The organism is Microbulbifer celer, assembly GCF_020991125.1.
GTDB classification, from domain to species: domain Bacteria; phylum Pseudomonadota; class Gammaproteobacteria; order Pseudomonadales; family Cellvibrionaceae; genus Microbulbifer; species Microbulbifer celer.
The window spans coordinates 1,731,557-1,756,837 of sequence record NZ_CP087715.1 but is presented as its reverse complement, the minus strand read 5'-3'; the positions used below and the strand labels follow the sequence as shown (position 1 = coordinate 1,756,837).

Annotated in this window: 22 protein-coding genes; 17 read left to right on the top strand and 5 right to left on the bottom strand. The window is 56.4% G+C overall.

Features of this window, described 5'->3' with window-relative positions:
- The first annotated feature begins 80 nt into the window (after positions 1 to 80).
- The 14 genes from LPW13_RS07360 (at position 81) to LPW13_RS07295 (ending at position 14,112) form a co-directional block, all read left to right on the top strand.
- Complete coding sequence (locus tag LPW13_RS07360; RefSeq protein ID WP_230438794.1) at positions 81 to 758, top strand: type II secretion system protein N; 678 nt, start codon at positions 81 to 83, stop codon at positions 756 to 758.
- Positions 759 to 845: 87 nt separating this feature from the next.
- Entirely contained in the window at positions 846 to 2,807 is a 1,962-nt protein-coding gene (gspD, locus tag LPW13_RS07355) for a type II secretion system secretin GspD (protein ID WP_230438793.1), read from the top strand.
- Positions 2,807 to 4,285 (top strand): type II secretion system ATPase GspE, encoded by a 1,479-nt coding sequence (gene gspE, locus LPW13_RS07350; protein ID WP_277611279.1) that lies wholly within the window; start codon positions 2,807 to 2,809, stop codon positions 4,283 to 4,285. The genes gspD and gspE overlap by 1 nt, the downstream gene beginning before the upstream one ends.
- Position 4,286: 1 nt before the next feature.
- Positions 4,287 to 5,504: a type II secretion system inner membrane protein GspF gene (gene gspF, locus LPW13_RS07345; RefSeq protein WP_230438791.1), complete on the top strand. Its 1,218-nt coding sequence runs from the start codon at positions 4,287 to 4,289 to the stop codon at positions 5,502 to 5,504.
- Between the two features lie 110 nt (positions 5,505 to 5,614).
- Complete coding sequence (gene gspG / locus LPW13_RS07340; protein ID WP_230438790.1) at positions 5,615 to 6,043, top strand: type II secretion system major pseudopilin GspG; 429 nt, start codon at positions 5,615 to 5,617, stop codon at positions 6,041 to 6,043.
- A gap of 33 nt (positions 6,044 to 6,076) precedes the next feature.
- Positions 6,077 to 6,700: a type II secretion system protein gene (locus tag LPW13_RS07335; protein ID WP_230438789.1), complete on the top strand. Its 624-nt coding sequence runs from the start codon at positions 6,077 to 6,079 to the stop codon at positions 6,698 to 6,700.
- The gene (gspI, locus tag LPW13_RS07330) at positions 6,690 to 7,058 is read left to right on the top strand and encodes a type II secretion system minor pseudopilin GspI (RefSeq protein ID WP_230438788.1); all 369 of its coding nucleotides are present in this window, start codon (positions 6,690 to 6,692) and stop codon (positions 7,056 to 7,058) included. The genes LPW13_RS07335 and gspI overlap by 11 nt, the downstream gene beginning before the upstream one ends.
- Complete coding sequence (gspJ, locus tag LPW13_RS07325; protein ID WP_230438787.1) at positions 7,058 to 7,828, top strand: type II secretion system minor pseudopilin GspJ; 771 nt, start codon at positions 7,058 to 7,060, stop codon at positions 7,826 to 7,828. Before gspI ends, gspJ begins: the two co-directional genes overlap by 1 nt.
- On the top strand, positions 7,818 to 8,840 hold the full coding sequence (gene gspK, locus LPW13_RS07320) for a type II secretion system minor pseudopilin GspK (protein WP_230438786.1): 1,023 nt from the start codon (positions 7,818 to 7,820) through the stop codon (positions 8,838 to 8,840). Before gspJ ends, gspK begins: the two co-directional genes overlap by 11 nt.
- Positions 8,841 to 10,193, top strand: coding sequence for a type II secretion system protein GspL (gene gspL, locus LPW13_RS07315; protein WP_230438785.1), 1,353 nt, complete (start codon positions 8,841 to 8,843; stop codon positions 10,191 to 10,193). It abuts the gene before it with no gap.
- 55 nt (positions 10,194 to 10,248) lie between these two features.
- The gene (gene gspM, locus LPW13_RS07310; RefSeq protein WP_230438784.1) at positions 10,249 to 10,740 is read left to right on the top strand and encodes a type II secretion system protein GspM; all 492 of its coding nucleotides are present in this window, start codon (positions 10,249 to 10,251) and stop codon (positions 10,738 to 10,740) included.
- Between the two features lie 304 nt (positions 10,741 to 11,044).
- Positions 11,045 to 11,314: an acetyltransferase gene (locus LPW13_RS07305; protein ID WP_230438783.1), complete on the top strand. Its 270-nt coding sequence runs from the start codon at positions 11,045 to 11,047 to the stop codon at positions 11,312 to 11,314.
- Between the two features lie 347 nt (positions 11,315 to 11,661).
- Positions 11,662 to 11,868 carry a DUF2788 domain-containing protein gene (locus LPW13_RS07300; protein WP_230438782.1) on the top strand — a complete coding sequence of 69 codons (207 nt, stop codon included), beginning with the start codon at positions 11,662 to 11,664 and terminating at the stop codon, positions 11,866 to 11,868.
- 36 nt (positions 11,869 to 11,904) lie between these two features.
- Positions 11,905 to 14,112: a hybrid sensor histidine kinase/response regulator gene (locus LPW13_RS07295; protein WP_230438781.1), complete on the top strand. Its 2,208-nt coding sequence runs from the start codon at positions 11,905 to 11,907 to the stop codon at positions 14,110 to 14,112.
- Positions 14,113 to 14,203: 91 nt separating this feature from the next.
- Here LPW13_RS07295 and LPW13_RS07290 read toward each other — a convergent pair whose 3' ends face one another.
- A complete protein-coding gene (locus tag LPW13_RS07290) occupies positions 14,204 to 17,341 on the bottom strand; it encodes a TonB-dependent receptor (protein ID WP_230438780.1) in 3,138 nt (1,045 codons plus the stop codon).
- Between the two features lie 171 nt (positions 17,342 to 17,512).
- Here LPW13_RS07290 and LPW13_RS07285 point away from each other — a divergent pair, with 171 nt between their 5' ends.
- Positions 17,513 to 17,926: a S1/P1 nuclease gene (locus LPW13_RS07285; RefSeq protein WP_230438779.1), complete on the top strand. Its 414-nt coding sequence runs from the start codon at positions 17,513 to 17,515 to the stop codon at positions 17,924 to 17,926.
- Here the strand turns inward: LPW13_RS07285 and LPW13_RS07280 are convergent.
- Positions 17,899 to 19,076, bottom strand: a protein-coding gene (locus LPW13_RS07280; protein WP_407941935.1) for an IS3 family transposase whose coding sequence is annotated in 2 segments (ribosomal slippage) — positions 17,899 to 18,809 and positions 18,809 to 19,076 — 1,179 coding nt in all. Because the reading frame shifts where the segments join, the coding sequence is not laid out codon by codon here. The genes LPW13_RS07285 and LPW13_RS07280 overlap by 28 nt on opposite strands.
- Positions 19,077 to 19,122: 46 nt before the next feature.
- Between LPW13_RS07280 and LPW13_RS07275 the strand changes: the two genes are divergently transcribed.
- Positions 19,123 to 19,638, top strand: coding sequence for a S1/P1 nuclease (locus tag LPW13_RS07275; RefSeq protein ID WP_329957938.1), 516 nt, complete (start codon positions 19,123 to 19,125; stop codon positions 19,636 to 19,638).
- A gap of 100 nt (positions 19,639 to 19,738) precedes the next feature.
- On the opposite strand, the gene xthA is transcribed toward LPW13_RS07275, so the two are convergent.
- The 3 genes from xthA to LPW13_RS07260 form a co-directional block, all read right to left on the bottom strand.
- On the bottom strand, positions 19,739 to 20,554 hold the full coding sequence (gene xthA / locus LPW13_RS07270) for an exodeoxyribonuclease III (protein ID WP_230438778.1): 816 nt from the start codon (positions 20,552 to 20,554) through the stop codon (positions 19,739 to 19,741).
- Positions 20,555 to 20,663: 109 nt separating this feature from the next.
- Positions 20,664 to 22,766 (bottom strand): carboxy terminal-processing peptidase, encoded by a 2,103-nt coding sequence (locus LPW13_RS07265; protein ID WP_230438777.1) that lies wholly within the window; start codon positions 22,764 to 22,766, stop codon positions 20,664 to 20,666.
- A 386-nt stretch (positions 22,767 to 23,152) separates the two neighbouring features.
- Complete coding sequence (locus LPW13_RS07260; RefSeq protein ID WP_230438776.1) at positions 23,153 to 23,797, bottom strand: TetR family transcriptional regulator; 645 nt, start codon at positions 23,795 to 23,797, stop codon at positions 23,153 to 23,155.
- Positions 23,798 to 24,067: 270 nt separating this feature from the next.
- Here LPW13_RS07260 and LPW13_RS07255 point away from each other — a divergent pair, with 270 nt between their 5' ends.
- Positions 24,068 to 25,276, top strand: a complete 1,209-nt coding sequence (locus LPW13_RS07255; protein WP_230438775.1) for an efflux RND transporter periplasmic adaptor subunit — start codon at positions 24,068 to 24,070, stop codon at positions 25,274 to 25,276.
- The last annotated feature ends 5 nt before the right edge of the window (positions 25,277 to 25,281 follow it).

The window sequence follows — 25,281 nt, the reverse complement described above, 5'->3', positions numbered from 1 at the left end:
CTTTCTCCGTGCTAGCCACGAGAATAGGCGCCCAATAACGAAAACGAGCTGTCAGTGGTACAGCAGAGACGAGTTTACGCATGTCTTTGGTAAAACGAACCTTAGGGTCACTTTTTAGCCGTTCCGCCGGAACGTCCAAACGTTCTATACCTCGTAGTCTGTTAGCAACCTGCGGAGTCATCGGTGGTTGGCTGACGGTCAATCTGCTCGCATATGGCGAACTGGCATTTCCCGGCAAAGACGAGGGGAACCTGCTGGCGGACCGCAGTGCTCGAGCCAGCGCTTCACGTCAGTCTGTGAATTTGCCCAATACCCCATTCTTTGGCGTTGCTCCGGTGAAAACCGCCGAGGAGCCGGAACTCGACCTGGAAAACATTCCTTTTACCCAGCTGAATCTGGTGCTCTCCGGGGTTCTGAGTAGTAATGTGAGTGAGCGTGCGAGCGCGTTGATCGCCGAGCGCGGCAAGCCTGCCGAGCGGGTCTATGTGGGAGACACGGTATCAGGCGGTGCCGAAGTCTATTCCGTGGAGGTCGATCATATTATTCTGCGTCGCAACGGTCAGATGGAAAAACTTTCCTATCCGGACGCCGATGGCCGTCCTACCGTTCCCAAGCAATACGCGAATTACGCACGCCAGGCTGCCAGGGCCATTGGCGCAAGTTCCGCTTCTGATCGTGCGGATAAACAGCAGTCCATCCGCGATCGCTTGGAGAAATTGCGGGAAATGGCGAAACAACGCCAGCGCAACACGCACTGACGGGGGCGGGAGCGTAGGTGTGTGCACTCGAAGTACTTGAAGACCAATTAGTCAACGTAAATAAGTAGAATCAGAGTCAGATTTATAATGATGAGCGTTTTTCACCGACGACTGATTTCAGTCGCCATGGGGGTTTTGTTGTCGTTTTCGGTGCTGGCGCAGGCACCCGAGCGAGTCACACTGTCGTTGGATAACGCGGACATTCGTGATCTGATCAACTGGGCGGCGGATTTCACCGGCAAGAACATCATCGTTCATCCGAATGTGAAGGGGAAAGTGACCGTGGTCGCTGGCGACCCGATGACGCACGAGCAGGCATTCGACGTCTTTATGTCTGTACTGCAGGTAAACGGCTTCAGCCTGGTTGAGCAGGGGGATGCCTGGAAGGTGGTGCCGGATGCGCTGGCCAAACAGCAGGCCATCCCAGTTGCCGACGAGCAGACGCGGGCGCCGGGAGAGTCGCTGGTGGTGCGTACCGTCAAGGTCGAGAATATTTCCGCCGCGCAACTGATCGCCATGCTGCGTCCCTTGATTCCGCAAACCGGCCACCTGGCTGCTTACGCCGACACCAATACTCTCATCATCGCCGACCGCGCAGCCAATATTGATCAGATTGTGCGCCTGATCAAACAGCTGGACCGCGCCGGTGCCATCGATATCGAACTGGTGCCATTGGAGTTCGCGTCTGCGAAAGAAGTGAAGCAGGTGCTCAGTGAGCTGCTCCAGGGGGGCGGCAAACAGCAGGGCAACGATGTGCAGCCCCTGCGTATTGCGGTGGATGAGCGTTCCAATAGCATTCTTCTCACCGGCGACCCGGTTACCCGTACCCAGCTCAAGAAAGTCATTCAACGCCTGGATCAGCCGCTTTCCGGCGATGGCAACACCGCAGTCGTGTATGTTCAGTACGCCAGTGCCGCGGAATTGAAGCCCGTACTGGAGGGCATGAGTGGCAGTATCCAGAAGACCGAGAAAGACCAGCAAGTGGCGGATGTCGAGGTCAGTATTCAGGTCAATGAAGAACTGAACGCGCTCGTGCTTACCGCGCCGCCGTCCTTGCTCGAGACCATGAAAGGGGTGATTGCCAAGCTGGACGTGCGTCGGGCTCAGGTGTTGATCGAAGCGATTATCGTCGAGGTCTCCGAAGGCACCGGCAACAATTTGGGTGTGAAGTGGATTGCGGGCGACAACGGCGACGTATTCGCCGGCTTTGAAAACGACTTTGCCGCAACGCCGATCTACGATGAAAACGGCGATGAGATTTCTGAATACAATCCATTTTCCCTGGATCCCGCCAACCTGATCCGCGACGGCCTGAATCTCGGCTTTCTGCAGGGCACCGATTTACGGGTGGCGATCAATGCCGTGGCGTCTGAAAACAACACCAACATCCTGTCCACTCCGACCATTATGGCGCTGGACAATGAGGAAGCGGAGATTCTTGTCGGCCAGAATGTGCCGTTCGTGACCGGTGAGCAGCTGCTGTCGGGCAGTAATAACGATCCGTTCACCACCATTCAGCGCCAGGATGTGGGTACCACGCTCAAGGTCACCCCGCGGGTGAACAACAACGATTCTGTGACTCTTGAAATCGAACAGAAGGTGGAGAACGTGCTGCCTTCCTTCGGTGAGGCGGCAGACATCATTACCAGTAAGCGCGAGATTCGTACCAAGGTGTTGATTGATGACGGCGCGATTCTGGTGCTCGGTGGCCTGATTGAAGACAAGGTCAACGAAGGAAGCAGCAAGGTACCGCTGCTGGGCGATATCCCCGGTATTGGTCGATTGTTCCGTAACACCGACAAAAAGGTAGACAAGATCAACCTGATGGTGTTCCTGCGTCCCAAGATTCTGAGTAGCCAGATTGCCGGATACGAGGAGACCCGCCGTCGCTATCGCGACATGCAGGAAAAGCAGCTGCGTCTGCGCGGTGAGACCAGTCGACTCTGGGACTGGGACCGTGGTGATGTATTGCCGGACCTGCTGCCGCCTCCTGCGAACATGGAAGCAGAGGAAGAAGCGGCGCCGGTGGAGCCCGAGGTCGGTAAATGATGGCAGAGCAAGTGGTCAAGCGGCTGCCCTATGCCTTTGCCAAACGCCATCAGGTGCTGCTGGCGGAGGTGGATGGCGCACCGGTCTGCCAGTATGTGGCGCCGTTGAACCCCCTGGTTCTGGCCGAGGTGCAGCGCCTTTGCGCGTTGCCCGTTGGTATGACGGTGGTAGATGCCGAGACCTTTCAGGAAACCCTGCAGCGCCAGTATGAAAACCGCGAGGGTGGGAATCTCTCTGATGTAGAGGGCCTGGGTGAAGACCTGGACCTGGCCGCGGTCGCTGAATCACTGCCGGAAACCGAAGATCTGCTCGAGCAGGAAGACGATGCGCCCATCGTCAAACTGATCAATGCCATTTTCGCCGAGTCCCTCAAGCAGGGGGCCTCGGATATCCATATCGAAACCTTTGAAAAACGCCTGGTGGTGCGCTTTCGCGTGGACGGGGTTCTGCGTGAAGTATTGCAACCGCGCAGAGCGCTGGCGCCGCTGCTGGTGTCCCGGATCAAGGTAATGGCCAAGCTGGACATCGCTGAAAAGCGCGTACCGCAGGATGGTCGTATCTCCCTGTTGATGGGTGGCCGCGAAGTGGATGTGCGTGTTTCTACTATGCCGTCTTCCGCCGGCGAGCGGGTAGTCATGCGTCTGCTGGACAAGCAGGCGGGCAAGATGGATATGCGCAATCTGGGGATGGCAGAGCACGACCTGAAGGTCATGACAGAACTGTTGGGCCGTCCCCACGGCATCCTGCTGGTGACCGGGCCAACCGGTTCCGGTAAAACCACCACCCTGTATGCCGGTCTCGCGAGCATCAACAATCGCGAGAAGAACGTTCTTACCGTCGAAGACCCGGTTGAATACAACCTGGAAGGGGTGGGGCAGACGCAGGTCAACACCAAGGCGGATATGACCTTTGCCCGTGGCCTGCGCGCCATCCTTCGCCAGGACCCGGATGTGGTGATGGTGGGTGAGATTCGCGACCTGGAAACCATGCAGATCGCCATTCAGGCAAGTTTGACCGGCCACCTGGTGCTTTCTACCCTGCACACCAATACCGCACTCGGTGCGGTAACCCGTCTGGTGGATATGGGAATCGAACCGTTCCTGCTTTCCTCCAGTGTAATTGGTGTGTTGGCGCAACGGCTCGTGCGGGTACTGTGCCCCGAATGCCGCGAAGCACACAAAGCCGACGACTTCGAATGCCGGATGCTGGGGTTCAAAGAAGGTAAGGACGTTACGATTTATCGTCCCAAAGGCTGTGAAAAGTGCAACCACAGCGGCTATCTCGGCCGTGTCGGTATCTACGAACTGGTGCCGGTCAACGAGAAGCTGCGCCAGATGATTCACGACCGCGCGTCGGAAAGCGCGCTGGTAAAAGAGGCGCGGAACCTGGCCCCCAGTATTCGCGAAGACGGCACGGCCAAGGTGCTCGCCGGTATCACTTCACTGGAAGAAGTGCTTCGGGTAACCCAGGAGTCCTGATATGGGTGCGTTCGAGTACACGGCATTAAACAATGGTGGACGCAAGAATCGCGGTACGCTGGAGGCGGACAGTGCCAAGGCTGCGCGGCAGCAATTGCGTGCCAAAGGGCTGATTCCCATTGAAGTCGCTCCGGCTTCCGACTCTCACAGCCAGAGCGGGGGCAACCTGCTCAGTGGCAGCCCGGGTTTGGGGATCAAGCCATTGGCGCTGCTCACCCGGCAGATTGCTACGCTGTTGCGTGCGGGGATTCCACTGGAGGAAACACTCAGCGCAATCGCCAATCAGACGCGCAATCAGAAGGTGCGCCGGATCGTGCTGGCGGTGCGGGCGAAGGTGCTTGAAGGACACAGTTTTGCGCAGGCCCTGGGCAGTTTTCCGCGGGCCTTTCCCAAGCTCTATCGCGCCACGGTGGAAGCCGGTGAGCACTCCGGGCACCTGGACGAGGTGCTGGAGCGGCTGGGGGACTACACCGAAAGCCAGCAGCAGTTCCGCCAGAAAGTACAGCTTGCGCTGATCTATCCGATTGTCCTGGTAGTGGTTTGTGTGCTGGTGGTGACCGGGTTGATGGTCTATGTGGTGCCGGATGTGATCGAGGTATTTACCGGCACCGGCCAGGAATTGCCCCTGGCCACCCGAATCCTGGTCTCGCTCAGTGACTTTATCTCCTCCTGGGGTTGGATGATTCCGCCGGTGCTGATTGCGCTGGCCATCGGGTGGGGATTGCTGTTGCGTCGGCCTAAATTCCGCTATCGCTACCACCACCGCCTGCTGGAGTTTCCGGTGATTGGATGGCTGGTTCGCGGTGGTCAGAGTGCCCGTTATATCGGCACGCTTGCGATCCTGACCGGCAGCAGCGTGCCATTGGTACAGGCTATGGGGATTGCCAGTGGTGTGATGACCAATGACTACCTGAAGGAGCGGCTGCAGATTGCGCAGAAATTCGTGCGCGAAGGTGGCAGCTTGCGAAAGGCGTTGGAAGATGTGGAATACTTCCCGCCAATGATGATTTATATGATCGCCAGTGGCGAATCCTCCGGTACCCTTGACCAGATGCTGGTGCGGGCGGCGGAGAACCAGGAGCAGGATCTGCAGGGCGCGGTGACTGCCTTTGTCAGCCTGTTCGAGCCCATCATGCTGCTGGTAATGGCGGCCATCGTGCTGTTTATCGTGATGGCGATCATGATGCCGATCATGAACATGAACCAGCTGGTCGGTTAACCCCCTCAAGGCTGGTCAAAAAAGACACAATGCGGCAAAGTGCTGCTTTGGGTCCCTATTTTGAGTTCCTAACCGCAAAGTAATTTGCAAGGTAAGTTGCGAGGTGAGTAATGAATAGTCTGCGCAAAAGTCGAGGGTTTACCCTGATCGAGATCATGGTGGTCATCGTGATCCTTGGGGTACTCGGTGCGATGGTGGTTCCGAGTATTCTGGGTAAAACCGGTGAAGCCCGTATCAAGGCCGCGAAATCCGACCTGCGAACCATTGAGACTGCTCTGGATATGTACCGGATGGACAACTTCGTCTACCCGAGCTCTGAGCAGGGGCTGGAGGCGCTGGTCACTAAACCTTCTGGGTTCCCGGAAGCCAAGAACTGGACCGACCCCTACCTGAAGCGCGAAGCCAAAGATCCCTGGGGCAACCCATACCAGTACCTCAGCCCCGGCAGTAGTGGTCCCTACGACCTGTTCAGCCTGGGCGCTGACGGCAAACCCGGTGGCGAGGGCGAAGCGGGCGACCTGTTCGCTTCTGAACTCTGATCCCGCCATTTTAACGCTTATCTGAACCTGCCAATGCGTTCCAGGCGTCGCCAACCGGGGTTTACCCTGATCGAACTGCTCGTGGTGATTGTGATAATCGCCACGCTCGCAGCTATGGCGAGTCTGTCCGTGAGCTCGGCGGGGGGGCGCAACTGGAAGGGGGAGGTTCAGCGCCTGGCGAATCTGTTGCAGCTGGTGGCGGATCGGGCGTTGATCGACAAGGTCCATCTCGGGGTTGTCGTGGAAGAGGATCGTTACTCTATTGTGCGCTACGACTCTTCCACCATGCAGTGGCAGGAAATGGATTTCTCCGGAGATCCCAACTCTACCAATGCCCGTCGCTTTACCGCCCACGAGCTGCCGCCGAATATGCAGTTGGAAGTGATATCCCAGACGGAATTGCCGGGGGCAGACGACCAGCAAGCCGAGTTTGGTCGAGAGACAGGTGGCCGCGGCATGGCGCCTGCAGCGCAGAACTCCGATGATGACGAAGAAATTCTGCCGCAGTTCGCTGCGCTATCCAGCGGTGAGGTGTTGCCTGTAGAAATTGCAGTGCACCTGCTGAGTGAAGGCAACCGCGAGATTGGACGCAGTGCGATCATATCCTACAGCAGTCTGCACGGCATGCAGCTGGAGTGGCTCAGCGATGACCTTTGAGCGACGCCAGCGGGGCTTTACCCTGATCGAGGTACTGGTGGCACTGGTCATTTTCGGTGTCATCGCCGCCAGTGTTTTGAAAACACTGCAGGACAGCGTGCGCCAGCAAACCGCTCTGGAAGACCGCCTGACGGCGAACTGGGTCGCGCAACAGTCACTGGCGGAGATCCGGCTGCGCACGGACTGGCCGCCGCTGGGGAAAAACACCGAGCGCGTATTGCTGGGTGAGCGGGAATGGGAGGTTTCGGCGGAGGTCAAATCCACCAATGAGCCGCGCATGCGACATTTGATTGTACAGGTGGGGTGGCCGGATAAGGCGCCGATCCTGACGATCGATACCTGGATGGCCCAGCCGTAATGGATACACAACGGGCCCCCACATCTCCCGCCCACGGGCGCGGCTTTACCCTCCTGGAGTTGATGGTGGTGCTTATCATCGTCTCCATTATCAGTGTCGGGTCATACTCCCTTCTGGAAACCTTCTTCACCACCGACGAGGTACTTACCGGGCGTGCGGAAGAAATGCGTCGACTTTCCATGGCCATGTACCGCCTGGATGACGATCTCCGTCAGTTGACCGTGCGCCCGGTGAAAAACGCCTACAGTGGCTATGAGCCGGCGTTTCAGGGCGTTGCCACTGAGTTTGAGTTTACCCGCCTGGGCGCCGCCAACCTGACTCGAGAGCCGCGAGGCAATCTGCAGCGGCTGCACTATGGCCTGGGCTATCCGGAAGAAGAAGACCGTCGCGATTACGAGGAAGATGACGACACCGCGTTACTGCTGCGCAGCCGTTGGCGGGTACTCGACCGCGGACCCGACTCCGAGCCGGTGGCGGAGCCGATCCTCGACGGTGTGATTGATTTCTCCATGCGTTACTACGACGGTGAGACCCAGGCCTGGCTTTCCCAGTGGCCACCGGTCTCCGGTACTGTCACCGCGGGTGCGCTGGATCTGCGGTTGCCCAAGGCCATTGAAGTGACCCTGATAACACGCACTGGCGGAGAGATGCGGCGTTTATTCTCGTTACCGGAATATTCCATCGTCGGCAGTGGCGGCGCTTCAGGTGGGGGGGCGTCCGGTGGCGGCCGGGGCGATTCCAATGATGATGGGGGCGGTCGTGAGGACTAAGCACCTGTATCCATCGCTCCACCGCCAGCAGGGCGTCGCGCTGATTACTGTTTTACTGGTGATGGTGATCGCAGTAGCGGCAGTGACCCATGCGGTGACCCGCAACCGCCTGGCTATTTCGCGTACCAGCGCAATTCTGGCAAATACGCAGCTGGCGGAGTTCGTCCATGGCGCGGAAGCATGGGCGATTATTGCGCTGGAAAAAGACTATATGGAAGACCGAGAAGCATCCAGCTCCAGCGACAATCGTGCTGAAGCATGGGCCCAGCGTCTGGCCGAGTTCAATCCGTCTAATGGTAAAATTCGCATACAAATCAAAGATTTACACTCCTGTTTTAATGTAAATAATTTAACTTCTGGTCGAGCTGCGGGTGGCAGTGGTGGAGGCACCGCTGGCGGTGCTTCTTCAGGCACTGGAAATGCCGCGGTACTCGCCAGGCTGGTGCGCAACGCCGGCGGACAACAAGAAGCCGCACTGGCCATTCAAGACTGGGTGGATGCGGGAGATACCCCGCTGGCCTCCGGGACCGAAGATACGGGGTATCTCGGCCTTGAGGAGTCTTACCGCACCCCTGATACCATGATCACGGATGTCTCCGAGCTGCGCGCAGTACAAGGGATGGAGCCGGATGTCTGGAGCCGGTTGGAGCCACAGCTGTGTGCGCTGCCGGCTGAGGGGACCAGTATCAACGTCAACACCGCATCCCAGGAGTTGCTGGAGGCGATGTTTCCGTCTGCGAATGTTGCCGGCCTGGTCAATCAACGGGATAGTGGTACACCGTTTACCCAAGCGGCAGATCTGAGCGGCTTTGGTATCAACAGCGCCGGCACCGAAGTGGACTTCAATAGTGAGTTTTTTGTTGCGCATATCGCGGTACAGCTGGGGCTGGAGCACAGGCAGTACTGGGAGTCTGTGATGCATCTGGATACCGGAACGGGAAAAGTAAAAGTAATACAGCGCCAAAGGCGCGAATTTTCCGGGCAGTTTTTGCAGGAATTACTGGGGGACTAATTGAACCAGGAACTAGTGTTATTGCGGCTTAAAGACGCGCCAACTGCGTCTTCCGCTGGCGTGAGCCTGGAGCGCTGGGACGGCACCGCCTGGCATTCCGTAGCAATCGACGCGGAGTTTGCTGGCGCCTTTACCGATGAGCAGGACGTGCCGCCGGGAACTGTCGGGCACGAAAGCCATCGCGAGGAAGCCGGGAGCGAGACCGAAAGCGCGGCGGCGGCAGAGAACCGGGGCGCACCGCTTGAGTTTGAACCCGGTATGCAGGCGGTGCTGCTGCTGCCCGGCAGCTGGGTCTGGAACGGGCTGGAAACCGTGCCTCGCGCTGCGCGCCGCCAAAGCAGCGCGGTAGGCTATATCGTGGAGGAGCGGCTGGCGGAAGATGTGGAAGATCTGCACTTCACCTGCGACCCGGTTGCCGGCGATCTGTGCAGTATCATGGCCATTTCCCAGAACAAACTCGATGCACTGCATGCCCAGATCATGCGGCTGCAGTGGCCTGTTACGGTGGCAATCCCCGAGTATCGCCTGCTTTCCGCGTTGGGAGGCGAACACGGTATCTGGCTGGATGGAGCGCGCGCGCATCTGTGGCAGGGCAGTGGTATCGGAATGACCGTAGATCGCAGTCTGTTGCTGCCCATCGCCGAAAGTCTGTTCGGTGCGGATGAGGAAACCAGTGAAGAGATCATCGAGGCCAGCGCGGGTTCTGACGAGTCTGCCCCCATTGCCGTGTTAGGTCCGGTCGAAACTCTGGAACAGGGTGGCCTCAGCCAGCTCGGACGTGTTGAGGCTCAAACCGGGCAAGCGGAAACCTACTTGCTGGAGCAGTACTCTCCTGCCGCTACAGGCAACCTTTTGTCCGGTGCCTACCAGGTGGTCCTCGGCACCGCGGAGGGGCCTTGGTGGCGGGTGCCAGCCATCGCGGTCGCAGCCTGTTTTGTAGCGCAACTGGTGTTTTTTGTGGGTGCCGGGATGTATTACAAGGTACAGGCCGGTCACGCGGAAGATGCCGCGCAGCAGTTGTTTCAGGAGATCTTCCCCGGCGTTCGCCCCCAGGCGGACCTGCGCCGGCAAATCACAGGATTCCTGAATCAGTCTCGTGGAGGAGGCAGCGATTTCGCCCGTCAGCTACAGCAGCTCAGCAGTGTGTGGAACGGGGGGAAAAGCAGCGAGCTCAAACTGCAGTCGTTGCGGTTCGACGGCACGCGCGGCGAGCTGGTATTGCAGTTGCGGGCAGCGGACCTGGCCCAGCTGGACAGCGTGGTAAACAAGCTTTCCAACAGTCAGTTCAAGGCGGAATTACTGGCTGCCAATGAGCTGGAAGAGGGCGTGTCAGGTCGAATCCGCCTGCGATAATCAGAGATGGATTAAGACGAATCGGGTATAGATGAGCTCCGTATAGAGAACAACAATGAAGCAACAGATAGAACAGTGGCAACAGAAATGGCAAGCCTTGCCGCCGAATGATCAGCGGGCGCTCGGTCTGCTGAGCCTGTTTGTCGGTGGTATGTTTATCGTGTTTGGCCTGTTCAAGCCCGCTCAGGGGTTTTTCGATGACGCCCGTACAGAGGCGGAGCAGTCGCGCAACCTGGTGCACTGGATAGAAACCCAGCGCCCACAGTTGGCACGTGTACAGCTGCCTTCCGGCGGTGACAACGCGCAAGCCCAGGGCACTTTGCTGCAACGGGTGACCGCGGCGGCGGAGAATCATCGTGTGACCATCAAACGCTTTGAACCTGAAGGCAATGGCCGGATCCGTCTGTGGATCGACGAGGCCCGTTATCAGGACCTGCAACCCTGGTTGAACAACCTACTGCAACAGCAGTTTGTCATCCGTTCTGTGAGCGTGGACGCCTTGTCCGAAGAGGGGATGGTCTCTGCACGGCTGACGTTGGAACGCTAGGCACAGTCTTTCTGTTTTTCGTGATGATTTTGCGGCCAACCTTCCTGTTTATTTGATGCTTTCCCGCGATTATTGGTGGGGAACTTTTTATTTCTTCGTAGAATTGGTGGCCGACCTCTCGTTTTCCGGTCTCGAGACGGGGTTATTTTCTTAGCGATCTTCCCGGGATTGGCGTCCGTTTCTTTCTATACTGAAAACACCATGTCGCTTCCGCTTGCGCAATGCTGACCCCAGCGTCGCGCCGGGTTTAGTGCGAAGCTGCTGACTGTTTTAAGGTGCGGATAGAAATCGGAAGGTATTGTCGATGTTATTCAGAGAAACCGAAAGCAAACACCTGGTAGAAGTGCCGGATATCGTCACCCTGGCCAACCCCTATGAGCTGACCGTTATGGGGCGTTATTTGTGGGGAGAGGAGGTACAGGATCCTGAAGTATTCGATAAGACGCAGTTGAGTTTTCTATCCGGCGAGCCGCTTCCACGCTGCTGGCATGACAGCCGGTATCGAGATCGCGAGGTTCGCAGAGTCAAATGCGGCACCCGGATAAACGACAGCGACTATTATCAGGGGGCATGAGGCGCTGGAAAGCGCAGGAACAACCGGGCTCGGGGTGGCAGGCATCGGCGGAGAGCACATTCGGAAACGGCTTTGTTCTGTCGCACCCTGATATCTTGTCTGTACCGTCTGAGCCCGCTCACCGATGATTGGTTGTTATTTGTACTGATTGCTCGGCTTATGCCAACAGGTATCGATAATTGTGGCCAGTATCAGTGCCAGCACCAGCGCTTGCTGATTCTCCTGCGGCTGAAACCCTCCCCATCCGTGGTGTCACTCCCATACCTCCTATACAATACGCGCCACTTTTTTCCGCTTCGCCTGTTGGCGGTTTGCGGGATCAGCTACATCTGTACCCGAGGTTGACTATGGATTTTGAGACGTTTGAAGAGTATTCATTACTTCTGGGTGTTGGTGGGCTGATCCTTTTCATGGTGTTTATTGTTTGGAACCTGGCAAAGGAATCCAAGGCCGGCCGTTTTGGCACCTTTATCCTGTTTACAGCCCTAGGGCTGGGACTGCTCGGGTTTCTGATCAAGACAGTACTGGTGGAAGTTATGGGGCTTGGTCAGTAGATCGCCCCGATTCAGACCGGTACCGGACAAATCTCTATGCCGCTTTTTGATCGTCCCGAACTAAAGGTCCAGAAGGACCGCCGCGTGTGTCGCAATACGGATACGCGTATGGCCAAGTACAGCCGTCGAGGCATGCTATTTACGCTGATGGCTTTTTCCCTGGCGGTGGGCATGGGGGAACTGCGCACGCTGGAGCCCAAGCTGGTGCTGGTAATGGGTATTGGGCTCGTGGTCTTCACCTTGTGGCGAGGCTACTACGTATTCCGCTTTGATAGCCTTTACTCCACCGGGCCTAAACGCTGGCGGCACCGTTACTTCCTCGCGTCCACCTTAGGGGCCGCCTGGTGGGGCTTGATTCTGGTCTGTCACATTTTCCTGCTCGGGTTTGCGCCAGTATCACAGTTCCTTTGGCTGTATACGGTGATTTTCTGTGCCACTGTGGCTTCTGTATTTGCGCCGTATCACCGTTTCCTTACCTGGTTCCTTGCAGCTTCGTTGGTTCCTGCCGCACTACAAGGGTTTCTCACTTCTGATGTGCTGGGAGCAATCTACGGCGCGCTGACACTGACCTTTGTATGGCTGATGGCCCACCAGGCCCGGCGGGAATCTGAAAATTACTGGGATCGGGTGGCTGCCATGCAGGCTTTGCAGCAAAAAGCGAGCAAGCTGGCGGCTGCGCGCAAGCACTCCGATGCTGCGGTAGAAGTAACCAATGATTTCCTCGCCAATGTGGGGCAGGAGTTTCGCAGTCAGTTGACCGACTCTCTGGGTGCATTGGCGCTGCTGGAAGGTGACCGCCTGAATGAGCGCCAGCGAGAATGGGTACGGCTGGCAAAAAATGCCAACAACCAACAGCTGAAGCTGGTGGATAACGTGGGTATGTTCACCCGCGTCGCGCGCAAAGATATCCACCTTCGTCAGGCACCATTCAACCTCGTGAGGACTATCGAAAAGGCATTCAAATTTGCCGGCCGCGCAGCGCAACGGCAGCGTCTGGAGTTCAACTTTCAGATCAGCGACGCGCTGCCAGTGATGGTCACGGGCGACAATCGCAAAACGGCGCAACTGATCCGTAATCTGGTAGATTCCGCCACCATCATTGCGCAGACCGGCGAGCTATGGGGAGAAGTTGAGTTCGAGCAGACTGGCGCCGGGGAAGGGCAGTTGGTAGTCAAGCTGAATGATAATGGCTGTGGCGAAATTCTACCGGATGAGTCTGAATTGTTTGGTGCTTTTTCTCGCATGGATACTACCCAGGTGACGACCGGGCTCGGGCTGAATATTGCCAAAGGGCTGGCGGAGGCCATGGGGGGGTACCTGCAAATCAACTCCACGGAGGAAGGTAACCGTTACAAAGTCGTAATCAAGTTTGAGATCGAGCCCAACCAGCGTATCTATCTTTCGCCGGATCGTCGCCTGGAAGATACAGAAATTCTGGTGCTGCACCAGAAGGGGTTGTTTGTCAGCGGGACGATCCAGATTTTGTCATCTTTTGGCATGGAAGTGAGTAGCTTCAATTGGGACGATGACAATGAGGCGGCGCAACTGGCGCTGGAGCAGGTCATGGAGCGAAAGGAGCTGGTACTGCTTGCGCCGGCGATGGGCGATACGCGCTTGATGGCAGATGTCACCAGCCGCCTTTCCGCGATGGACCCGGAGGAAGTGGACTTCCCGTTGATTTGTCTTGGCGGTTATGGCCATAAAATGGAGTTTGCCCCGCTGGCAGCGGAGCACCCCAATGCGCAGTACATGGCGCGGCCGATAAATCGTAAAGAATTACATGATGCTGTTGTGCTGCGCCTGTTCGGAGGCTCGAAAAAATCCAGTCGTCGGGTGGTGAGTCACAGTGCCGAGCACAATCGCAAACGCCGTCTGCTACTGATCGAGGAATCCCGCCAGCATCAGGGGGTAACCGAAGAAATGTTGCAAACACTCGGTTATCAGGTGGATGTTGTCCCGTCGGTTGAGGAGTCACTCGAACTGCTGGCAAATGATAAATTCGATTTGCTACTGGTGGACTGCCAACAGAACACCGCGCACAGTGCCGATATCATCGAGCAGATTCGCTACTGGGAGAGTCAAAATTCTCCCGAGGACCGCCTTCCCATCGTGGCGTTGACCAGCACTACGGAAGAGCTGTTTGAGGGGCGCTGTCTCGCTGCGGGTATGGATGATTTTCTGACCAAACCGTTGAGTACAGACAGTCTGGCGGAAACCCTTGACCGCTGGCTGGGTGACTCCTGAAGTCTGCGGGTTTTTCCGTCCTCCGTAACAATAAAAAAGCCGGTGCACTGCACCGGCTTTTGCGTTTTGCTGCATGCGCAGATAGCGTGCCTTAGAAGTTGTACTTCAGGCCCAGCTTCACACGCCAAGTGGACTCTGCTGTCTGGAAGCGAGAGAAGTTCTTGGTGCTACCACCGTTATAGGGCTCCTGATAGACATACTGGCCATCTTCATTCACGTCATAGTCGAACAGGGGCTGCTGCGGATAGGAGAGGTCATAGACCTTGCCCCAGTCCTCGTTCAGCAGATTGGCGAAATTGTCGATGGTCAGGTAAACCAGGCCGCGGTGTTCCGGCATAAATCCGGGTACTTCCTGGGTGATGGCCACATCCATGGTGGTGAGCCACGGCATGTTGTCTGAGTATTTATCTACGTATCCGCCAGCGGCACCGGCAACACCTGCGGCGCGCGCACGATCCATGATTTCCTCGTAGCTCAGGCCATTTTCGAAATCCACTGCAGCATCATCGGCGCCGGAGGGGATGTAGGCCAGATAGACACTGGAGGAGTCAAAGCTCGACTGATCGCCAAGGCCACCATCCCGGTAAGCTCCCAGTGTCCAGGAGAACGGAAGACCGGAGCGGCGCTCAAAGAACATATTGAAGTTGGTGGCGTATCCCTGGAAGAACTCTCTGGTATAACCGAGGTTCAGTACCACACGGTGTTCGACTTCGTAGTAGGCGGTGCCTTCCAGCGGGTGGTTGCGATCCTTTACTACTTCATACTGGAAATTGGATTCCGCGGTGGAGCTGGTACCCGGGTTTACCTCGGTGATGTCCTGGTGGGTGTAAGACAGATTGACCGATAGACCGTTGTCGAATGCCTTGTCAAGAGCTGTTGACCAAAGAATGCTGCGACCTCCGTTGTCGACGTTGGTCAGTTCCAGGTCGTAGTTGCCTTCAAACTCGGTGCCGGCATAAATACTGTCCCAGATAATACGGCCATCCGGTGTGCGCTCGCCATTATCGACACGGGACAGATCCCGCCAGTACACGGAGTTTTCGCGATCCACGTAGGTGAGCTCAGTAGTCCAATTGAAATCCCGGCCGACTCCGGGAATATCAAAGGCATAGTCGGCGGCCAGCTGGTAGCGCCAGTCTGACGGTAGTTTGAAATTCGGGTCTATACTGTTGGTGCTGCCGGCTCCGGGGGCCAGATCATCCAGTGCTACCTGGGGGATGCCGGTGAGGTTCACTTCGCTGGGATCCAGCGTATCCAGATATACTGCGTCTTTGGTGGAGCCGTCGTTGGTATAGGCGTTGGATACCCACACCAGTGGCATGCCGCCACTGAAACGACCGACGCCACCGCGCAGAGTCAAATCGTCGCTCAGGTCCCAGTTGAAGCCGATACGGGGCAGCAGGATATCGCGACCGTCCAGGTTTTCCGTATTGGCATAACCGTAAGTTTCTTCGAAATTGCTGTTGCGGCTGGGGGCACTGTCGATTGCCAGGCTTTCATAGCGCAGGCCCGCTACCACTTCGAATCCGGCCATCGGTTCGAGTGTTGCTTCACCGTACAGTGCATAGGTTTGGCCGTTTACATCGTAAGCAATGTCCTGAATATCGTTGGTGTAGGCATTGCTATATTCAAAGCTGTTGATCTCGCGATTTTCAAACGCCTCGATACTATCAAAGCCCCAGGTGCCAGAGGCGTCGCGACCATAGAGGTTGTAGTTCCAGGTGTCTTCAATCTCCGCACCAAAGCGATATTCCACGGCGTCAGTGATGTAGTTACCGTGTACCCCGAGAGTCCAGACCTCATTTTTCAGTACGTTGGCGTGGCGGTTCTCATCCGCGCCGGCAACGATATCACCGTTCTCGGTGCGGATATTGATTTCCCCCCAGTTGCTCGCCGTCAGTGACGCCTGCTCGAACTCTTTGTAGGAGAGGTTCACTTCGGTACTGAAGGCATCGCTCCAGTCGGAGAACAGGTGAGAGGTATAGTAGGTGGTGTCCTGGGCATTGGTCCACAGGTTGGACGCGAGGTTTACGGTGTCGTCGTACTGGGTGTAGTTGTTGGCGGAGCGGGTTTCCTGACTGCTGTAGGTAAAGTCCGCGCGGTGATTGTCGCTGATATTCCAGTCCAGTTTGACCAGCGTTTTCTCATCGCTGTCGGGCGCCGGGGCAGAGCCGATGGAATCGCTGAGGCCATACACATCCTGCAGGATGCTGAGTACGCGGTCGGTTTCCTCCGGGGTGACATCGTGGTTGGCCAGGGTGTTCAGGTCATAGTCAAATGCGATTTCTTCTTCCCACTTTTCATAGGAGCTGAAGAAGAACAACTTGTCCTGTATCAGCGCGCCACTGAAAGAAGCGCCGTAGGTTTCTTCTTCATTTTCGATGTCGTACTCAGTAACAGAGCCATCACTCGGCAGGCGATCGTCTTTGGCAGTGCCGGCCCAGGGGACAGTCTCCATATAGACACTACCGTGGAATTCGTTAGTACCGGACTTGGTGACCGCATTGATGTTACCACCGCTGAAGCGACCTTTACGGGCGTCAAACGGCGCGTAGGAAATGGAGATCTGTTCGACCGCTTCCAGCGAGATCGGGGGGCGGTTGGTGGGGTAGCCATTGGATTGCAGGCCAAAGGTATCGTTGATGCCCACACTGTCGACGGTCAGAGAATTGTATTTTGGGTTGCTCCCCGCAATGCTTAACTCGGTACCATTGGGGCTGACAACTGCCAGCGGATTGGCGCGGACCACGTCTTTCAGGTCGCGATCAAAGGTGGCGACGGAGCCGATCTGGTCTTCCCCAAATACACTACTCGAACCGCGGTTTTTATTGATCAGTGCCTCTGCAGTAACCACCACTTCTTCCACCTGGTTGGTAGCAATCTCATCGGCAGCCAGATTGATGGGCAGTGTCAGTGGTTCCCCAAGACTCAGGTAAACACCGGAAAGCATTTCTTCACCTGCAGCAGATTTTACGCTGATGGTGTATGGGCCACCAACACGTAGACCGCTGGCAGAGAAGCGACCGGCGTCGCTGGTGCGGATCGTGCTGCGGCTGTTGGATGGCTGGTGAACAACAGTGATGGTCGCGTCGCTCACGGGTTCTCCGCCGGATGTCACCGTGCCGCGGATGGCAGAGGTGGTTTCCTGGGCGAAAGCAGATGGCGCAGCCGCAGCGGCTGTAATAACAGCGGCAGAAATCAGCGTGCGTGGAAAATCAAAGCATTTCATGAAGCTCTCCTGGTCTTGTAAGGCAGCCTATGGATAAGTCCCTGTGGCCGCTGGTAGCCGGCGTCCCCCGTTGGATATAAAAGTCAGATTGCCGGCGCGCCCATTCTTGGGAAAATGTTTTGCAATCTAGTGAAGGAGAGATTGCATTAATGTCGCAAAAAGGTGACAGGAGTGGTAAAGATCCTGTCATCGTTATCCGCTAAGGTGGCGACCATTGAAAATACGGGGGTCGATATGAGAGTACTGATGGCTAAAGGCATCATCGCCGCGGCTGCACTTGTGGTTTCCACCTCTGCCTGGTGTTGGGGGGCTGATGCCCACCGGGTGACGGGCGCTATTGCCTGGGAGTATTTGAGCGAAGAGACCCGTGAGAAAACCCGGAATCTTTTACAGGTGATGGGAGAAGAGAGTCTCGCCGAAGCGGGCACCTGGGCAGATCGTATTAGGGGCAACCCGGAATATGATTGGGCGGCTCCACTGCACTACATCAATTTGTCGGCAACTTGGTCTGGTTATCGTGCGGCACGAGATTGCCCGGAGCAGGGGTGTTGTAGTGGTCAACTCTTTTTGGCCACCGAACTCTGAGCATTCCAATATTTCTCTTCCGCCACATTCGGCGGCATTCCATCATTTTTCTGATGGGGGCGTATTTGGCTGTAGTAGCCAATGATGTAACTCGTGATTCCCTGTTTAGCCGCAGGGAAGGACTTGTAGCCGGTTTCCGGAACCCACTCTGTTTTGAGACTCCGGAAAAAGCGCTCTGTCGGTGCGTTGTCCCAGCAGTTGCCGCGACGGCTCAGGCTCTGCGTCATTCTGTAGCGCCACAGTTGTTGTCGGAACGCGAGGCTTGTGTACTGACATCCCTGGTCCGAGTGGAACATGATGCCTTCCGGTTGCCCTCGTGATTCGTAGGCCATCGTAAGCGCCTTTTTAACCAGGGCGGTGTCAGGCGATAACGATAGCGCCCAACCAACCGGCTTACGCGCAAAGAAATCTATAACTACCGCCAGATACGCCCACCGGGCACCTGTCCAGATATACGTGATATCGCCGGCCCAAGCCTTGTTTGGTGCAGCAACGTTAAACTCCCGATCCAGATGATTCGGAACATCAACGTGTGGTTGCTCAGCCTTCTTGTACCGATGATTTGGAAGCTGGGTGCTCTCCAAACCGAGTAGCTTCATTCGCTTTGCAGCGCGGTACCGGCTGAGCGGTGTACCGCCCTGTGTTACGATCTTCGAGATGGTTCTTGCCCCTGCAGAACCGTTGCTAACTTTATGAGCTGCCTTCACTAACGCCTGTAGTCGCACCTCTTCTGGCTTTGGCTCGGACGACCTGTCACGCCAGCTCCGATAGCTGCTCCGGTGTACATCAAATACGTCGCACAACCGCTGAACGGCATAGCTCCCCTGCAATCGCTCGATTATTTTGAACTGTTCAGCGAGTCCGACATCAAGAGAGCTGTAGCCTTTTTTAGGATTTCTTTCTCCTCTTCGACTCGCTTAAGCTTCCGTTCTAGCTCTTGGATGCGGATCTGATCTGGAGTAATAGCCACGCCCTCCGGCGCCTTGCCGCCTCGCTCTGCCCGGAGCTTCCGTATCCACGACTCCATCGTGGATTTACTGACTCCCATGGCTTCGCAAGCCTCTTTCACGGTGTAGTTCTGGTCGACTACCAGCTGGGCTGCCTCGAGCCTGAACTCGGGGTCAAATCGCTTCTTTTTTGACTTGGTCATTAATTCACCTGATCTCGTTGAGCATGATAATATCACTCAAAGTCAGGTGGCCAAATTCAGTGTGCCACTACAGTGTGTTCTCCAGGCGATTCATCACTATCGCGCACGTTTGGCAGACGGAAGGTTGAGTGAACGGGAAAGGGGCGAGGCGCTGCTTTTTTTGACGCACTTTGTGGAAGATTTGCATCAACCGATGCATGCTGGTTTGCGTGAGGATCGCGGCGGCAATGATGTGGCAGTGACTTTTTTCGGAGAAGAGACCAACCTGCACGCGCTGTGGGACACGCAATTGCCGGAGCGCTTCATTAATGATTGGCAGGTGTATGCCGCGCAGCAGCCGGCCAATATCACCGGCAGTGAGCAGGCAGACTGGGTTGCATCAACCCCGATTGAGTGGCTGGCCGAGTCCCATGGATTTGCCCACAACAATGCGTATGTGTTGCGTCGGGAGCTTGGGCAGGAATATCTTGAGGCTAATCGTCCCGTAGTCGAGCAGCGTTTACGTCAAGGCGGTGTACGTCTGGCGGCAGTGATTGAGCGGGCGCTTTCGAAAGCGGATTGATCACCGATTTTCTGGCAACGTAAACCAGAAAGGCCGACAAAGCTGCCGGCCTTTCTCGCTTGTGCTCTTTGCTGTGCTCTACGATTGAAGCGGCAGTTTGTCAGAGTTTGAATTCCGCCCAGATCGGCGCGTGGTCCGATGGTCGTTCCATACCGCGGATATCATAGTCAACACCAGTACCGACACACTTGTCTGCCAGCTGCTGAGAGGCCAGAATCAGATCGATGCGCAGGCCGCGTTTGGGCTCGCGATCGAATCCACGGCTGCGGTAGTCAAACCAGCTGAAGACATCGTCAGTCTCCGGATTTTGTGCACGAAAAGTATCAACCAGGCCCCAGTTTTGCAGTTTTTCCAGCCACTCACGCTCCTCCGGCAGGAAACTGCACTTGCCATCCCGTAGCCAGCGCTTGCGGTTGGGCTCCCCGATACCGATATCAATATCGGTAGGGGAAATGTTCATGTCGCCAATAACCAGAACCGGTGCGTCGGCTGAACACTCCTTGTTCAGATAGGCATTCAGGTCCGCGTAGTATTTGCGTTTTGCGGGGAATTTCACCGGGTGTTCGCGGTTCTCGCCCTGGGGAAAATAGCCATTGATGACGGTCAAGGGTTGATCGGCGCCAATATCAAACTGTCCTGCCACCAGACGGCGCTGGGCGTCTTCCGTATCGGTGGGGAACCCGTACTGGGATTTCAGAAATGGATAGCGGGAGAGGAGGGCGACGCCGTAGTGGGTTTTTTGGCCGAAGTAGATGACTTCGTAACCCAGATCGCGAATCACATCGACTGGAAAATCCTCATCAGTGACTTTGGTTTCCTGCAGACCGATGATATCGGGCGCGTGTGATTGCACCAGAGCTTCCATCTGGTGCAGGCGCGCACGAATACTATTGACGTTGAATGAAACGACTTTCATTTTATCTCCCCCAGAAATAACGACAAGGCCCGCTATTCCAGAGAATACCGGGCCCGGCAATAGTCGAAAGGCCCCGGTTCCAGCTAAGGGAACCAGGGCTTGTGGTTAGTTAAAAATTGGCCACCTGCGGTGCGCGGGTCTTGCGGCCTTTCAGGCCCAGGAAGTCGGCCATGATATAGCCGGCTTCATTCAGCACCGGATCGTCTTCCAGTGTGATTTCAACCGGTCCACCGACGGGCTCGGTATTTTCTGATTCGTCTTCTTCCATGGCCTCGAAGGACTCATACGGCTCAAGCCCCTTGGCTGCCCGGCGATTGTTTTCCATGACCAGCAGCTGTTCATTGAGCTTTTCACGCTCAGTATTGCGGGTTTTCTCGTTCAGGGACACTGCTTTACGGTCGGCACGTTCGCGCTGAATCTGGAATTGCTCGCGCAGGAATATGAAGTCTGGGTCTTTGGCGGTACGTTGTTCATGCTTGCTGACGAGGTCCGGAATCATGTCCTTCAGGTTGAAGTATTTGGCGTGGCGCACAGCGTGGATACGGTCCCAGGGCAGGGCGGTATCGTAGGCGCTCTCTCCCACTTCGTCCGAGTCGATCAGCTGCGGCATATCGATATCCGGCTTGACGCCCGCGTGCTGGGTACTGTCACCGGAGACGCGATAAAACTTCGACTGGGTAATCTTGAGCTGACCTTCTTTCAGTGGTGCCATGGTTTGCACGGTGCCTTTACCGAAAGACTGATTACCCACTACCAGCCCGCGGTTGTAGTCCTGTATTGCACCAGCAAAAATCTCAGACGCCGAGGCGGACAAGCGGTTGATCAGTACCATGAGCGGACCGCGGTACATCGCGCGGGAGCGCGAGCGGTTGTGACGGGAGATCTGCTCGTTGGCATGGCGGATCTGAACCACCGGGCCCTGATCAATGAACAGGTCGGTGAGCATGGTGGCCTCCTGCAGGGAGCCGCCGCCATTATTGCGCAGATCCAGAATGATGCCGTCCACACCTTCTTCTTTGAGTTCGTCCAGCAGGCGCGCCACGTCGCGGGTAGTGCTCTTGTAGTTGGGATCGCGGCGACGGTAGGCTTCAAAGTCGATATAAAAGGTCGGCAGGTTGATCACGCCGATCTTGTAATTCTTTTCGCCGTCAGAAAACTCGAAGGTGGCTTTCTTGGCCGCCTGGTCTTCCAGCTTCACTTTGCTGCGCTTGATGGTGATAGTGCGGTGAGAGCCATCGCCCCCGGTGGGGATCGTCTCCAGGCGGACGTAAGTGCCGGCAGAGCCGCGGATCAGGTCCACTACGTCATCCAGGCGCCAGCCAACCACGTCGACCATTTCACCTTCTTTATCCTGGCCAACTGCAACGATCTTGTCGTTCGGTTTGACCTTGCCGGTGCGGTCTGCCGGGCCGCCAGCTACCAGGCGCGCGACTTTGGTGTACTCGTCTTCCATCTGCAATACGGCACCGATGCCCTCCAGAGAGAGAGACATGCTCATATTGAAGTTTTCCAGTGTGCGCGGCGACAAGTAGTTGCTGTGCGGATCGTACAATTTGGTCAGCGAGTTCATGTAGAGCTCGAAAACATCATCGGAATTCTGCTGCCCGAGACGTTTCAACTGACCTTTGTAGCGGCGCACGAGAAGATCCCGTATTTCTTCGTCGGTCTTCTCTGTCAGGCGCAGGTTCAACACGCTGGACTTGAGGCGCTTGCGCCACAGGTCATCTGCGGCGCTGATGGACTGCGGCCACTCGCTGTCTTCCCGGTCCAGCGCCATGGATTCGTCTTTGGTGAAATCGAAATCCGGCAGGCCTTTGTCTAGCTGCGAGAGAATATTGTTCAGGCGGTCAGACATCCGCATCCGATATCGGTTGTAGATCTCGAAACCGCGATCCACATTGCCGGCTTTCAGGTCGTCATCGAGCTCGGTGCGCCACTGGCGGAACTCGTTGATATCGGAAGCAAGGAAATAACTCTTGGTGGGGTCGAGGCTGTCGATATATTCATCCCAGAGACCAGCGGACATCTCGTCACTGACTTTGAGTTTGTTGTAGTGCAGCATCTCAAGCTTGCTGACGATCTCTCGGGCGGTGTTGCCCTGATCTTCCTCGGGCTTGAGTTTCTCGGTCTCCGCCAGACCAGCAGGCGATACCAGCATCAGTAGCGAAAGGGTCAGACCGGAGAAGAGCGTGGCTGTACGGTTGCTAAGCATAAGGAGTCTCTTTATACGTCCTACATCAAGGCGCCCCACTGTGACTCCTGTGATTGGTTGACCCAAGGGTGGAGACAGTGGCGACTTATAGCTTAGGACAAGTATAAAGGCTGAAAGCTCCGAAAGGCATGATTTGCATCTTGAACAAGGCGAGAAGTCTTCAAATTAAGGTGGATAGACGGATGTTTTTCCCGCCACATTTGGAAATAGCGCACCTTTTTCCCAAAAAAATAACGACAGTATGGCGCGATCAACGGAAAACCCGAGATATTCGCACCTTTTTCGCACTGGAACAGGATGGAATGACGTGTCTATGCGATCAGACTTCTGAGGTCGCGGTAAATCTAATGCAAAATACCGGGCGTACCCTGGGCACATTGGTGGGTTCAGGCTGGTATTGCGCCCTGGCGCAATGACGGTGAGGTACGCAGCATCTCGATGATGGCATTGACCTGGCGTTCTCCGACCTCTGCGAGGTCGTAGTCTTTCGGGTTCATCAGCCAGTCGTGTAGGAGCCCGAACAGAGAGCTGTGGAGAATCGGGACTGCGGCCCGGATGTCCAGATCCTCCGGGAGTTGCCCCATGCGTACCGCGCCTTCCACCAGTTTGCGCAAACGGCGGGTACCTTCGCGGTGACCTTCCGCACAGCGCTGGTGAATGCCACCGCTTTCCGGGACCAGCTCGCAGCGCAGCAGCAACACCTCAAATATCAATTGCCATTGGTGATTGGTTGCTACGTTCTGATAGAGGGACAGCCAGCGGTTGCGCAGCTCCCCAAGCGGGTCACAGATGTCTTCCAGCTCTGCCTGGCACAGGGATTCATCCGGCAGGTCAATCCGAGAGGTGAGTGCGCTGAACAGATCGGCCTTGTTTTCAAAGTGTCCGTACACCGCGCCACGGGTGACGCCGGCGAGCTTGGCGACTTCCGTCAGGGAGGGGCGGGAAACCCCGTGCTTGTGGAATACCTCGATGGCCGCATCGAGAATTTTCTCGCGAGTCTCCTGCGCTTCTTCTTTGCTGCGTCGTGCCATCGGCTGAATTCCTGCGGTCTGTCCCGTCAGTAACAGGGGCTGGGAAGGGTCACGCTACTGTGACCGGGGTTTTACGGCGGCAGAAAATTCCGCGCCATCTATACATATCTTAACTTACATGCACGTATGAATAAATAGTTGATATTCATGCATGAATGTATTTAAATTGCGGATTAGCGTCAGACTGTACTGAGCTGACTATCCGTTACGCCTGATCGGATTACGGCCGACGGCGCTGAACCGAGTACAGCCCTTTATTAAGAGGTTTTCATGTTGCACAAAAAACGATCGTTGATTGCCGGTAGCCTGCTGTTCACCGCGGCACTTCTGACTGCCTGCGGAGAAAAACAGCAGCAGATGCAGGGAGGGGTTCCGGAGGTAACGGCGGTCACTCTGGAAACTCAGGCAGTCACTCTGACTCGGGAACTTCCCGGTCGCACCAACCCGTTTAAAGTGGCGGAAGTGCGCCCTCAGGTGAACGGACTGGTTAAAGAACAGCTGTTTGCTGAGGGGGGGCTGGTTGAGTCCGGGCAGGCGCTGTATCAGCTGGATGATCGCCGTTATCAGGCGGACTACGACAGCGCCAAAGCAGCACTGGCGCGGGCCGAGGCTCAGCTGAAAGTGGCGAGGTTGAATGCCAACCGCTCGGCAGAACTCGTAAAGACCGGTGCAGTGAGCAAACAGGAAAACGATACCGCCACTGCTTCACTGCAACAGGCGGAGGCCGATGTGGCGGCAGCCAAGGCGAGCCTGCAGGGAGCCCGGGTACAGCTGGAATTTGCCCGGATCAGTTCGCCCATCTCGGGCCGTATCGGTATTTCGGCGGTAACCCAGGGTGCCCTTGTGACGGCGAACCAATCCGCGGCGCTGGCAACAGTGCAGCAGCTGGATCCGATTTATGTCGACCTGACACAGTCCGTGAACGAACTGCTGTCTTTACGCAAGGCGCTGGAGTCCGGGGTGGTCGAGGACACCGAAAATTTCCCGGTGAGCATTCTGCTGGAAGACGGCAGCAAGTACCCCCACGATGGAAAACTCGAATTCTCTGAAGTGAGCGTGGATCCGTCTACTGGCAGTGTGCGCCTGCGAGTCGTGGTGCCAAACCCCGATCATCTTCTGCTCCCGGGGATGTATGTGCGCGCGAAGATCGGTCGTGGTGTTCGTGATCGCGCGGTATTGGTGCCACAGCAGGGCATCAGCCGCGATCCAAAAGGCAATACTACCGCAATGGTGGTCGACGAAGACGGCAAGGTGGCAGTCCGTCCGGTGAAGGTTGGTCAGACTGTTGGCGATAAATGGCTGGTGGAAAGCGGCCTCAATGCCGGTGACCGCGTCATTGTCGAAGGTTTGCAGAAGATTCGCCCGGGGGTTCAGGTAAAGGTTGTCGATGGCAACGCGCCGGCCAATCCAGCGGCTGCGGCGTCTCCGGCAGCCACTGACACTGCTCAACAACAAACCACCGACGCGAAGAAGGGGTAACAGCG

Coding starts and splice junctions, on each gene's coding strand:
- LPW13_RS07360 (WP_230438794.1), top strand. CDS start 81: ATGTCTTTGGTAAAACGAACCTTAGGGTCACTTTTTAGCCGTTCCGCC.
- gspD (WP_230438793.1), top strand. CDS start 846: ATGATGAGCGTTTTTCACCGACGACTGATTTCAGTCGCCATGGGGGTT.
- gspE (WP_277611279.1), top strand. CDS start 2,807: ATGGCAGAGCAAGTGGTCAAGCGGCTGCCCTATGCCTTTGCCAAACGC.
- gspF (WP_230438791.1), top strand. CDS start 4,287: ATGGGTGCGTTCGAGTACACGGCATTAAACAATGGTGGACGCAAGAAT.
- gspG (WP_230438790.1), top strand. CDS start 5,615: ATGAATAGTCTGCGCAAAAGTCGAGGGTTTACCCTGATCGAGATCATG.
- LPW13_RS07335 (WP_230438789.1), top strand. CDS start 6,077: ATGCGTTCCAGGCGTCGCCAACCGGGGTTTACCCTGATCGAACTGCTC.
- gspI (WP_230438788.1), top strand. CDS start 6,690: ATGACCTTTGAGCGACGCCAGCGGGGCTTTACCCTGATCGAGGTACTG.
- gspJ (WP_230438787.1), top strand. CDS start 7,058: ATGGATACACAACGGGCCCCCACATCTCCCGCCCACGGGCGCGGCTTT.
- gspM (WP_230438784.1), top strand. CDS start 10,249: ATGAAGCAACAGATAGAACAGTGGCAACAGAAATGGCAAGCCTTGCCG.
- LPW13_RS07305 (WP_230438783.1), top strand. CDS start 11,045: ATGTTATTCAGAGAAACCGAAAGCAAACACCTGGTAGAAGTGCCGGAT.
- LPW13_RS07300 (WP_230438782.1), top strand. CDS start 11,662: ATGGATTTTGAGACGTTTGAAGAGTATTCATTACTTCTGGGTGTTGGT.
- LPW13_RS07295 (WP_230438781.1), top strand. CDS start 11,905: ATGCCGCTTTTTGATCGTCCCGAACTAAAGGTCCAGAAGGACCGCCGC.
- LPW13_RS07290 (WP_230438780.1), bottom strand. CDS start 17,341: ATGAAATGCTTTGATTTTCCACGCACGCTGATTTCTGCCGCTGTTATT.
- xthA (WP_230438778.1), bottom strand. CDS start 20,554: ATGAAAGTCGTTTCATTCAACGTCAATAGTATTCGTGCGCGCCTGCAC.
- LPW13_RS07265 (WP_230438777.1), bottom strand. CDS start 22,766: ATGCTTAGCAACCGTACAGCCACGCTCTTCTCCGGTCTGACCCTTTCG.
- LPW13_RS07260 (WP_230438776.1), bottom strand. CDS start 23,797: ATGGCACGACGCAGCAAAGAAGAAGCGCAGGAGACTCGCGAGAAAATT.
- LPW13_RS07255 (WP_230438775.1), top strand. CDS start 24,068: ATGTTGCACAAAAAACGATCGTTGATTGCCGGTAGCCTGCTGTTCACC.